The organism is Pseudomonas sp. NFX183, assembly GCF_047943075.1.
Lineage (GTDB): Bacteria > Pseudomonadota > Gammaproteobacteria > Pseudomonadales > Pseudomonadaceae > Aquipseudomonas.
Genome location: NZ_CP181333.1, coordinates 3,155,918 through 3,167,900 on the forward strand (window position 1 = coordinate 3,155,918; position 11,983 = coordinate 3,167,900).

The following is an 11,983-nucleotide window of genomic DNA, read 5'->3' on the forward strand; positions in this document are numbered from 1 at the left end:
CACGGGATTTCGGTTCCGAAGCACCGGGCCGCTTGGGAAAAGTACTACAACTGCAGGATGAGGGTTTTCAACGGTGGCTGCTGGTCCTGGGAAGGGAAGTCGGCACCCGGTGTCATGATTTGCCAGTCGCGTACCGGGCGACCGGCTTTCTCAGCGCAACGCAGCACCTGTTCGCGCCAGTCATCCATGCTGACTTTCGCCAAATTGTTGCAGCAGATCAGCACGCCATTGTCGGCCGTCGCGAGCAGCGCAGGCTTGAGCAGGCTTTGGTAGTCACGCAACAGGTCAACGGTGCCAAAGGCGCTCTTGGCCCATGCCGGTGGGTCGAGCAATACCAGGTCATATTGGCGCTGCTCCAAGCGTGGATAGCTCGGCAGTTTCTGCCCGCGACGTTGAGTGATCGGCAAGCCCGCCAGTTGGCGAATCGCCGGGAAGTAGTCGGACTGCACGAATTGCATGGTTGGCAATTGTGGGTTGAGCAGGCCGTTTTCGCGACCGACCGCCAGGTTGCCCTCGGCGAAGTCCAGGTTGCACACCTCACGCGCGCCACCGGCCGCCGCGCTCAGGCCGACGCCGCAGGTGTAGGCGAACAGGTTGAGCACGCTCTTGCCGGCGCTGTGCGCCTTGACCCAGCCGCGGGTGTTGCGCAGGTCCAGGAACAGCAGCGGGTCTTGCCCGGCATGGCGCCCACGCACACGATAATTGAGGCCCCATTCGTGGCCCACCAGGTCTACCAGCGCGGCGGGCTCGGCGCGGTACACCGTGTCTTCACGGTCGACCCGCGAGTTGCCACGGGAGCGGTCGTTGTAGACCAGCAGCAATTCCAGGCCCATGAACTGGTTGATCAGCTGGTGCAGTTCCAAAAGGTCGGCTGTTTCCAGGGATTGGTGGAAACTCTGCACCAGCAACTGTGGGCCGTAACGGTCGATAGTCAGGCCGCCGGCGCCTTCCTGGCTGCCATGAAACAAGCGGTAGCAGTCAGTGCCTTGGGCATGCAACTCGTGGATCAGGTCTTGGCGGTAATCGAGGGCGGCGCGCAGCGCCTGATTCAAGGGAGTCATGGAGCGCGCCTTGCTGTAAATGGGGCGCGGAGTTTAACAGCTATAGGCGCCGGCCTACATCAACCCCATCCGCCGATGGGCACGCTGCACCGAGCCATTGCGCATCGCCCAGCGCAGCAACGGCGCACTGCGCTTGACCCCGGCGCGGATCATTTGCCGTTGCAGCGGGCTTTGGTGTTGCTCGAGCAGGCTGCTCGCCCAGTCGGGCAGCAAGTCGATCCCGGCCTGCATCATCAGCGCACCAAAAGGTTTGGCCAGCGTGCTGGGTGACGGTGCATTGAGCAGCAGACGCAATACTTCGCGGCTGCGCTCGTCGCACAGCAGTTGCGGACGAATGCGCGCCAGGTAATCCGAAATTTCCTGCCGTGAACGCGGAACATGCCGCGCGCCCAAGCGTTCGGCCACCAACGCAATTTCACTGTAGTAGCGGTCCTGATCCCGACCCGAAAGGCGCGGGTTGCAGTAACGCAGGTGGGCCGCGAGGAAGTTGCTGACCTCCGCCACATGCACCCACGTCAGCAACGCCGGATCGCTGGCCGCGTAAGGTCGCCCGTCCGGGGCGTGCCCCGTCACTTGCAGGTGAATGGTGCGCACTTTTTCGATCAGCCATTCGGCGTCTTTGCGCGAGCCGAACGTGGTTCCGGAAATGAACTGCGAGGTGCGCCGCAAACGCCCGAGCATGTCCTGGCGAAAATTCGAGTGGTCCCACACACCCGCGAGGGCCAACGGGTGCAAGGCTTGCAGCATCAAGGCGCTGATGCCACCAATCAACATGCTGCTGAAATCGCCATGGACTTGCCAACTGATCGAGTCCGGCCCGAACAGGCCTGGATCGCCCTTGGGGTTTTCCAGGTCCAGCTGGCCCAGCGACAGGCCGGTGAGGCTCATCAGCTGGGTTTCAATACGGCTGCGGATAAATTCCATGGCGACTCGAGGGTTCCTAGCGGTTCAGGCGTTTGTCGATCAGGCCATCCACAACGCTGGGGTCGGCCAGGGTCGAGGTGTCACCCAGGCTGTCCAGTTCGTTGCAGGCGATTTTGCGCAGAATCCGCCGCATGATCTTGCCGGAGCGGGTTTTCGGCAAGGCCGGCGCCCATTGGATCAGTTCCGGCTTGGCAAAGCTGCCGATTTCCTTGCTGACCAGCTCAAGCAGGTTTTTCTTCAACGCATCGCTGGGTTCAACGCCATTCATGGGCGTGACAAAGGCATAAATTCCCTGGCCTTTGACGTCGTGGGGATAGCCCACCACGGCGGCTTCGGCCACTTGGTCATGCAGCACCAGCGCGCTTTCCACCTCGGCAGTGCCGATGCGGTGGCCGGACACGTTGATCACATCGTCGATGCGCCCGGTGATCCAGTAGTCGCCGTCTTCATCGCGGCGTGCGCCGTCGCCCGTGAAGTAGTAGCCAGGGTAGGGTTTGAAATAGGTGTCGATCATGCGCTGCGGGTCGCCGTAGACGCTGCGAATCTGCCCAGGCCAACTGGCCTTGATCGCCAGCACGCCACTGCCGGCGCCTTTGATTGGCTTGCCTTGCTCATCCAACAGCACCGGCTGCACGCCAAACATCGGCTGGGTTGCGCAGCCGGGTTTGATCCGCTGGGCGCTGACCAGGGGGCTGAGCATGATGCCGCCGGTTTCGGTCTGCCACCACGTATCGACAATCGGGCAGCGTTGTTCACCGACGGCGTTGAAGTACCAGTCCCAGGCTTCGGGGTTGATCGGTTCGCCGACACTGCCCAGCAGGCGCAGGCTGGCGCGGGAGGTATTCTCCAGTGGCCCATGACCCTCACGCATCAGGGCGCGCAGGGCGGTGGGCGCGGTGTAGAAGATGTTCACCTGATGTTTGTCGATCACTTGCCAGAAGCGCGAGCTGTCCGGGTAGCTCGGCACGCCTTCGAACATCAGCGAAGTGGCGCCATTGGCCAGCGGGCCGTACACGATGTAGCTGTGGCCGGTCACCCAACCCACGTCGGCGGTGCACCAGAACACTTCGCCGTCGCGGTAGTCGAGCACGTACTTGAAGGTCATCGCCGCTTGCAGCAGGTAGCCGCCGGTTGTGTGCAGCACGCCTTTGGGTTTGCCGGTGCTGCCGGAGGTGTAGAGGATGAACAGCGGGTCTTCGGCGTCCATGGGCTCGGGCGGGCAGTCGTCGCTGGCGGCATCCAGCGCTTGCTGGTACTTGAGGTCGCGGCCTTCGTGCCAGGCAAGGTCAGCGCCGGTACGCTCCACCACCAGCACTGTGCTGACGTTCGGGCAGCTGGCCAGGGCCTTGTCGACGTTCTTTTTCAGCGCCACCGGTTTACCGCCGCGCACGCCTTCATCGGCGGTGATCACGGTGCGGCAGTCGGCGTCGAGAATACGGTCACGCAGGGCGTCCGGTGAGAACCCGCCAAAAACCACCGAGTGCACCGCGCCAATGCGTGTGCAGGCCAGCATTGCGTAAGCGGCTTCCGGGATCATCGGCATGTAGATGCACACGCGGTCGCCTTTTTTCACGCCACGGCTTTTCAACACATTGGCCAGGCGGCTGACGTTTTGATGGAGCTGGCGGTAGGTGATTTTTGCAGACCGTGTCGGATCATCGCCTTCCCAGATGAAGGCAGGCTGGTCGGCGCGTTGCGCCAAGTGACGGTCGATGCAGTTGTAGCTGACGTTCAGTTGGCCGCCGGCAAACCATTGGGCGGCGCCGGTGTGAATGTCTGAATGCTGGACGGTGTGCCAGGGTTTGATCCAGTCGAGAAAGCTGTTGGCCTGTTCTGCCCAAAAAGTGTCGGGTTGCTCGATGGATTGGCGATAGAGGCGCTGGTAGTCGGCTTGACTGAGCTGCGCGGCCTGGCGGACGGCATCGGCGTTGGGGAATGTGCTGATATCGAACATGAGCGGTCCTTATTCTTGTTTTGGCGACAAGTCATAAAGATGCACGCAGTGGAGGGAGGGTTCAAGGCCAACGTCCAAACGGACGTTGGCCTTGGTTTACCGGCTTCAGCCGCGGTGACGACCGCGGAAGTAGTTGATCAGGCCTTGGGTCGAAGCATCCTCGGCCGAGGTTTCTTCGGCGCCGGTCAGACGGTTATACACGCCTTTGCCCAGCTCTTTGCCCAACTCCACGCCCCATTGGTCGAAGGCGTTGATACCCCAGACCACGCTTTGTACAAACACTTTGTGTTCATACATAGCCACCAGTGCGCCCAGGCGGCGCGGGCTGATGCGTTCAACCACAATGGTGTTGCTCGGACGGTTGCCCGGGATCACCTTGTGCGGGGCCAGCTTCTGCACTTCGGCTTCGGCAACGCCTTTCTCACGCAACTCGGCTTCGGCTTCGCTGCGGGTCTTGCCGAGCATCAGTGCCTGGCTTTGCGACAGGCAGTTGGCGTACAGCCACTGATGGTGGTCGGACACCGGGTTGAAGCTGACAATCGGCACAATGAAGTCGGCCGGAATCAATTGGGTCCCCTGGTGCAGCAACTGGTGGTAGGCGTGCTGGCCGTTGCACCCTACGCCGCCCCAGATGACCGGGCCGGTATCGGTGGACACTGGCGTACCGTCCTGGCGCACACTCTTGCCGTTGGATTCCATGTCCAACTGTTGCAAGTGTTTGGTGATGTTGCGCAGGTAGTGGTCGTACGGCAGGATCGCGTGGCTCTGCGCACCCCAGAAATTGCCGTACCACACGCCCAGCAGACCCAGCAGCACGGGCATGTTGGCTTCGAATGGGGCGTTCTGGAAATGCTGGTCCATGGTGTAGGCACCGGACAGCAGTTCCTTGAAGTTGGACATGCCGATCGCCAGGGCAATCGGCAAGCCGATGGCCGACCACAGCGAGTAACGCCCGCCCACCCAGTCCCACATCGGGAAGATGTTTTCTTCGCGGATACCGAAGGCCACGGCCGCGGCGTTGTTGCTTGAGACGGCGATGAAGTGGCGATACAGCTCGGCTTCCGAGCCACCCTGGGCCAGGTACCAGGCGCGGGCGGCCTGGGCGTTTTTCAGGGTTTCCAGGGTGTTGAAGGATTTTGACGAGACGATAAACAGCGTGGTCTCGGCGCGCAGCTTCTGGGTCAGCTCGTGGAACTCGCTGCCGTCAATGTTCGCCAGGTAGTGGCAGCGCACACCTTTGTGGGCGTAGGACAACAGCGCTTCGGAGACCAGCTCCGGGCCCAGGAACGAGCCGCCGATGCCGATGTTCACCACGTCGGTGATCGGCTTCTCGGTGTAACCGCGCCACAGGCCATCATGGATGCGGCCGACCAGGTCGGTGATCTGGTTCAGCACCTTGTGCACGTCCGGCATGATGTTCACGCCGTTGACCGACAACTTGTCGCCAACCGGGCGACGCAGTGCGGTGTGCAGGGCCGGACGGCCTTCGGAGGAGTTGACCGGCTCGCCAGCGTAGAGCGCGTTGATCGCGTCTTTAAGGCCGACTTCATTGGCCAGGTCGACAAGCAAGGCGCGCGTTTGGGCAGTGATGAGGTTTTTCGAGTAATCGAGGAAAAGCCCGCAGCTGCTCAAGGTGAATTGGGAAAAGCGCTGGGGATCGGCATTGAATGCGTCGCGCATGCTGAAATCCTGCATGGCTTGGCGATGTTTATCGAGCGCTTGCCAAGCGGGCAGAGCGGTAACGTCATGAGGAGTGCGGTAATACGCCATCGCTGCGGGTTTCCTTTTTATTACGGGGACTTGCCTTTAGGACACTTCTAAATCCGGAACGTCCAGTCTTTCATCAGGCGTTGGGTTCCGGTCAGCGCCAACAATGGCACAGGGCGTTTACATTAAACCTAGCGTGTCGATATGTCTTGGCTTTGTCTGCGCTGTAGCCGGTACTTTTTTATACCGGCACAGCGGGGAGGGCAACAAGCGCGCTTTTTTGAGGGAGAAAAAGCGGGGTCAGGCCAGGGTCAGGTGCAGGTTGTCGATCAGGCGTGTGGCGCCCAAGTACGCGGCCACCAGGATCACTACATCGCGATCCTCTGGCGTGGCGGGACGCAGGTGCACACCTTGGCGCACTTCCAGGTAATCCATGCGCAATCCGGCCGCTTCGATCTGCTGGATCTGCTCGGCACGCAGCTTGGCGAAATCGTGGTCGCCGCCTTTGATGGCGGCGGCAATCTGGCTGAGGCTGCGGTACAGCACCGGCGCGATGGCGCGTTGCTCTTCGCTGAGGTAGCCGTTGCGCGAGGACAGCGCGAGACCGTCAGCGGCACGCACGGTGGGCTCGCCGATGATCTGGATGGGCATGTTCAGGTCATGCACCATGGCGCGAATCACTGCCAGTTGCTGATAGTCCTTCTGGCCAAACACGGCCATATCCGGCTGGACCATGTTGAACAGCTTGCTGACCACCGTCGCGACACCTTCGAAGTGCCCGGGGCGGCTGGCGCCGCAGAGGCCTTCGGACAGTTGCGGGACGCTGACGCGGGTCTGGCCGGTCATGCCGCCGGGGTACATTTCTTCGACGGTGGGCGCGAACAGCAGGTTGCAACCGGCTTGCAGCAGTTTTTCCTGATCGGCAGCCAGGGTGCGCGGGTATTTGTCCAGGTCTTCGCCGGCACCGAACTGCAACGGGTTGACGAAGATACTCGCCACCACGAAATCCGATTGCTGGGCGGCCTTGGTCACGAGGGTGGCGTGGCCGCTGTGCAGGTTGCCCATGGTGGGCACAAAGCCAATGCGCTTGCCGGCGCTGCGCGCGTGGGCGACTGCAGCGCGCAGTTCTCGTACGGTTTTAACGGTGTTCATGCAGAGAATCCGTGTTCGGCGCCTGGGAAAGTAACGGCTTTGACTTCGTCGACGTAAGCGCTCAACGCGGCCTGGATGCTGTCTTTACCTGCCATGAAGTTTTTCACGAACTTGGGTGCCCGCCCGGTCAGCGACAGGCCGAGCATGTCATGCAAGACCAGAACCTGGCCGTCTGTGGCAGAGCCCGCGCCGATGCCGATTACCGGCACTTTGACTGCCTGGGTGATCTCTGCCGCCAATTCGCTCGGCACGCATTCGAGCAGGATCATCGCGGCACCGGCTTGTTCCAGGGCGATGGCATCCGCGCGCATCTGACGCGCCTGGGCTTCATTGCGGCCTTGTACCTTGTAACCGCCGAGGATGTTCACTGACTGTGGCGTCAGGCCCATGTGCACGCACACCGGCACACCGCGCTCGGCCAGCAGGCGGATCGACTCGGCCAGCCATACGGCGCCTTCGACCTTGATCATGTGCGCGCCGGCCTGCATCAGTTTGCCGGCGTTCTGAAAGGTCTGTTCCAGCGTGGCGTAGCCCATGAACGGCAGGTCGGCGATGATGAAAGCGCCATCGTTACCGCGCTTGACGCTGGCGGTGTGGTAGGCGAGTTCATCGGTGGTGACGGGCAGGGTGCTGTCATTCCCTTGAAGAACCATGCCCAGCGAGTCGCCTATCAACAGCACTTCAACACCGGCCTGGCAACTGGCGTGGGCGAAGGTGGCGTCGTAGCACGTCAGCATGGTGATTTTTTCACCTTTGAGCTTGAGGCTCTGCAAGGTGGTCAGGGTAATGTCTGGCATGAAAAGGGTCCTCGTTCAGGCGCTTGGAAACAGCGAGTAACGCGCGTGAGTCTTCGTTTATACAGGCGCACTGTCTTGAGAGCAGTGCTTATAAGGCCTGGATTGCGCCCTTCAGCGCCGTGTTGGCGGCAGCGGGACGCCTATAGTCGTGATGAGGACTCGGGAAGTCAATTGGATGTGTTACCGCATTGTTACGATGGCGGTGTTACCGCTGTTACTGACGCGATTCAGCACGTAGAAGACCGCTTTTGATGGCCTGCGAGATCAATGTGGGAGCGGGCTTGCTCGCGAATGCGGTGGGTACTGGTTCACCGCATTCGCGAGCAAGCTCGCTCCCACAGGGGCTGCATCAGACGGTAGAGAGGCGTTCCAGGCCGACAAACGGGCAGGCCTTCAACAGCTCTGCGAGCGTTCGGCCGTCGGGCAGTTGCAGCTCGGCGGGAGCCAGTTCGGCCAGCGGGTACAGCACGAACGCGCGCAGGTGCAGCTGGTAGTGAGGCACTTTGAGGCGCGGCTCGTCGATCAGGCGATCGCCAAACAGCAGGATATCCAGATCCAGCGTACGCGGGCCCCAACGCTCGAGACGTTCGCGGCCCTGGCCGTTTTCGATGGCTTGCAGTGCATCGAGCAGCGCTAGTGGCGCAAGGCTGCTGTCCAAGGCCGCGACCGCATTGGTATAGCGCGGCTGACCGGGGAGCAGGGAGTCACTCTGATAGAAGTCGGACACACCGACGAGGGCGGTGCCTGGCAATAACGCCAACGCCGCAATGGCGCTGCGCAATTGCTGGTCCGGGGCAGCGAGGTTGCTGCCCATACCGATGTAGATACGTTCCACGTTTATTCGCCTGCAGCGCCCGAGGCATCGGCAGACGTGCGTTTGCGCTTGCTGGAGCTGCGACGACGCTTCTTCGGCCCATCGCTGGCGCCATCGCCTTTGCTGCCAAGGTCACGAATCATGTCGCGGCGCTGGCTGTCGTTGGCGTCCTGGTAGTCGGTCCACCATTCGCCCAGGCCGTCGGTTTGCTCGCCGGCGCTTTCGCGCAGCAACAGGAAGTCGTAGCCAGCGCGGAAGCGCGGGTTGTCCAGCAGCAGGTCGGCGCGTTTGCCGCTGCGCCGTGGCAGGCGCTCCTGCATGTCCCAGATCTCGCGGATCGGCAGGGTGAAACGTTTCGGAATGGCGATGCGTTGGCATTGCTCGGCGATCAGCTCGTGCGCCGCTTCCTGCATGGCAGGAATCGGCGGCATGCCACGGTCCTGCAGGCGCAGTACGCGTTTGGGCAGGGCCGGCCACAACAGGGCGGCAAACAGGAACGCCGGGGTCACCGGTTTGTTCTGTTTGATTCGCAGGTCGGTATTGATCAAGGCTTCGCTGATCAGCGTGTGGGTGTACGTCGGGTTGTATTCCAGAGCCTCGGCGCTGGCCGGGAACAGTGGGTCGAACAACTGCAGGTCGACGAGCATTTCGAACGTGTCGGCGGCGTACCCCGAGAGGAACAGCTTGAGCACTTCTTCGAACAGGCGTGCCGAAGGAATTTCCCGCAGCATGGGCGCCAGGTCGCGAATCGGCGCGGCCGTGTGTTTCTCGATACCGAAATTCAGCTTGGCGGCAAAACGCACGGCTCGCAGCATGCGCACAGGGTCTTCCTGGTAGCGCTGCGTCGGGTCGCCGATCAAACGGATCAGATTGTTGCGAATGTCGTGTACGCCATTGGCGTAATCGAGGATGCGCTCGCTGACCGGGTCGTAATACAAAGCGTTGATGGTGAAGTCGCGGCGTTGCGCGTCTTCTTCCAGGGTGCCATAGACGTTGTCGCGCAGGATGCGGCCGCTCTCGTTGCGGGAAGACTGGTTGGTGTCTTCCTCTTCATCGTTTTGCGGATGGCCGGCGCGGAACGTGGCGACCTCGATGATTTCGCGGCCGAAGTGGATATGCACCAACTTGAACCGGCGACCGATGATTCGCGCGTTGCGAAATTCGGCACGCACTTGCTCGGGCGTGGCGCTGGTGGCGACGTCGAAATCCTTGGGCGTGATATTGAGCATCATGTCACGTACACAGCCGCCCACCAGATAAGCCTGGTAGCCGGCGTTCTGCAAACGTTCGACGATGTTCACCGCATAGCGGCTGAATTGAGCACGCTGCAATGAATGCTGATTGCTGTTAAGCACTTCAGGCGTGCTGCGAATGTGTTGCGTACGACGCAAGGGAGAACGGAATGACTGGAACAACTTCTTCAGCATGGGATGCACTGTTTGAAGGAATGTTCGGCCATAACGAAGAATGACCGCATGATGGGCGGGGATTCTAGCATTTAGTCGAGGGATGGTGTAGGAACAAGCTGCAGGCCTTGCGCCATAAGCTTAAAAGACAGGGGAACCGGTCAAATGCCGGAAACTACAAGGGGAGCCGAAGCTCCCCCAGAAGTAGTTGCGTGCTCTATTTTTATTATTGATTTCGGGCTTCTTGTTTTTGTTGATCGCCCTCGCCATGAAGCTTCACCTTCATGACGCTCCCAATCCGGAGTCAAGAGCAAACGGATTGCTTTGGTCGCTGTGTTGCTGATCTACGATCCAACCAGTTCAGGCTCTGCCTTAGGGCAGTTTTTGTTGTTCTCGGCCTGGTTGCGGGGCAAGCCCCAAATGCAACGCCTCTCCAAAAGAATCAGTTAGCTGCGCCTCCGCCGTGTTGTTTTTATTGTGCGTGAGTCGATACGTCTTATTTTTATTGTCGGTACTGAGCTTGTTATTGTTTTTGTACTAAGCATATAGCAGGGTGCGTGCCAACTTTTGTGCCGCCCAGCAAAACCGGGGGGTTGAGGCGCTTTCAGCGTTTTCGGGGGCGAAAAAAAGCCGGGGCTTCGTTACCGTAAGCCCCGGCTTTTGTTACGTGAAAATTCAGCGGTAACAGTTTTTTCACATCTGAGGGTGTTACCTGTGGGGGCGCGCCCTCAACTCTCGCTGGCCACGCCGGTCTTGCGTCGCGGAATGCCCAGGCGCTGGCGCCGTTCCCACAGGCACTTGCGGCTCACGCCCAGCTTGCGCGCCAGCTCGGTCTCGGTCATGTGGTCCTGGTGCTCAAGAACGAAATGCTGGAAGTAATCTTCCAGTGACAAATCTTCCGTCGGCTCGTGGCTGGTATTGCTACCGCCGCCCTGTTGTGGGGCCAGGCCGATGAAGTCGTCGTCTTCCAGGTCACTCAACTCGATGTCGATGCCCAGCAGCTCGGCAGAAATCTCCGGGCTCTCCGACAGAATCACCGCGCGCTCGACCGCGTTCTCCAGCTCTCGCACGTTACCCGGCCACGAATAGTGACGAATCGCCTGCTCGGCGTCCGGGGCAAACTTGAGGTCGGTACGGTTGATCCGCGCGCTCTGGCGCAGCAGGAAGGCGCTGGCGATTTCGTTGACGTCGGCGCCACGCTCACGCAGGGCCGGCAGCTTGAGGGCGATCACGTGCAGGCGGTAATACAAGTCTTCACGGAACTGGCCGATCTTGGCCAGGCTCTTGAGGTCGCGGTGGGTCGCTGCGATCAGGCGAACATCGACCTTTTGCGATTGCACCGAACCTACGCGGCGAATTTCGCCTTCCTGCAACACGCGCAGCAAGCGCGCCTGGGCTTCCAGCGGCAGTTCGCCGATTTCGTCGAGGAACAAGGTGCCGCCGTCCGCCGCTTCGACCAGGCCCGCACGCCCGGCGCTGGCGCCGGTAAACGCGCCTTTTTCGTGGCCGAACAGTTCGGACTCAATCAGCGATTCAGGGATCGCCGCACAGTTCACCGAAATCATCGGCGCCTTGGCGCGCTTGGACAGGTTGTGCAGCGCGCGTGCGACCAGTTCTTTACCGGTGCCCGACTCGCCCTGAATCAATACATTGGAGTCGGTGGGCGCGACTTTGCGAATCTTGCTGTACAGGTCCTGCATCGGTGGGCAGGAGCCGATAATGCCGATTTCGCCATTACTGTTATTGACGCCCGGCTTGTCCGCACCGCTCGCGGTCTTGCCGGCGGGGCGCTGTTCGGCGGGCGCGCTGCTGGCCGACTGACGGTCGCGCAGAATGCGGGCCACGGCCTGCAGCATTTCGTCGTGGTCGAAAGGCTTGGCGATGTAATCCACCGCGCCCATCTTCATCGAGTCCACCGCCGAACGCAGGCTGGCGTAACTGGTCATGATCAGCACCGGCGTGCCCTGGCCAAGCTTGATCAGCTCGGTGCCTGGCGCGCCCGGCAAACGCAGGTCGCTGACAATCAGGTCGAACGTGGGAATGCTGAATCGCTCTTGGGCTTCCTGCACCGAGCCGGCTTCGCTGACCTGATACTGATTACGTTCAAGCAGGCGACGCAAGGCAGAGCGGATAATTGTTTCGTCTTCGACGATCAAAATGTGCGGCAT

The 11,983-nt window shown here is 61.0% G+C and carries 9 protein-coding genes; all 9 read right to left on the bottom strand.

Features of this window, described 5'->3' with window-relative positions:
- Positions 1 to 44: 44 nt before the first annotated feature.
- A complete protein-coding gene (locus tag ACM530_RS14690; protein ID WP_416365037.1) occupies positions 45 to 1,061 on the bottom strand; it encodes a class I SAM-dependent rRNA methyltransferase in 1,017 nt (338 codons plus the stop codon).
- Between the two features lie 54 nt (positions 1,062 to 1,115).
- Positions 1,116 to 1,985 carry an oxygenase MpaB family protein gene (locus ACM530_RS14695; RefSeq protein WP_145162109.1) on the bottom strand — a complete coding sequence of 290 codons (870 nt, stop codon included), beginning with the start codon at positions 1,983 to 1,985 and terminating at the stop codon, positions 1,116 to 1,118.
- 16 nt (positions 1,986 to 2,001) lie between these two features.
- The gene (gene acs / locus ACM530_RS14700) at positions 2,002 to 3,939 is read right to left on the bottom strand and encodes an acetate--CoA ligase (protein ID WP_416365038.1); all 1,938 of its coding nucleotides are present in this window, start codon (positions 3,937 to 3,939) and stop codon (positions 2,002 to 2,004) included.
- Between the two features lie 105 nt (positions 3,940 to 4,044).
- Positions 4,045 to 5,709 (bottom strand): glucose-6-phosphate isomerase, encoded by a 1,665-nt coding sequence (pgi, locus tag ACM530_RS14705; RefSeq protein WP_242200421.1) that lies wholly within the window; start codon positions 5,707 to 5,709, stop codon positions 4,045 to 4,047.
- Between the two features lie 237 nt (positions 5,710 to 5,946).
- A complete protein-coding gene (gene panC / locus ACM530_RS14710) occupies positions 5,947 to 6,798 on the bottom strand; it encodes a pantoate--beta-alanine ligase (RefSeq protein ID WP_242200423.1) in 852 nt (283 codons plus the stop codon).
- The gene (gene panB, locus ACM530_RS14715; RefSeq protein WP_145162101.1) at positions 6,795 to 7,595 is read right to left on the bottom strand and encodes a 3-methyl-2-oxobutanoate hydroxymethyltransferase; all 801 of its coding nucleotides are present in this window, start codon (positions 7,593 to 7,595) and stop codon (positions 6,795 to 6,797) included. The genes panC and panB overlap by 4 nt, the downstream gene beginning before the upstream one ends.
- A 349-nt stretch (positions 7,596 to 7,944) precedes the next feature.
- Positions 7,945 to 8,430 carry a 2-amino-4-hydroxy-6-hydroxymethyldihydropteridine diphosphokinase gene (gene folK, locus ACM530_RS14720; protein ID WP_416365039.1) on the bottom strand — a complete coding sequence of 162 codons (486 nt, stop codon included), beginning with the start codon at positions 8,428 to 8,430 and terminating at the stop codon, positions 7,945 to 7,947.
- Between the two features lie 2 nt (positions 8,431 to 8,432).
- Entirely contained in the window at positions 8,433 to 9,836 is a 1,404-nt protein-coding gene (locus ACM530_RS14725; protein ID WP_145162099.1) for a polynucleotide adenylyltransferase PcnB, read from the bottom strand.
- Positions 9,837 to 10,543: 707 nt separating this feature from the next.
- Positions 10,544 to 11,983, bottom strand: coding sequence for a sigma-54-dependent transcriptional regulator (locus tag ACM530_RS14730; protein ID WP_145162098.1), 1,440 nt, complete (start codon positions 11,981 to 11,983; stop codon positions 10,544 to 10,546).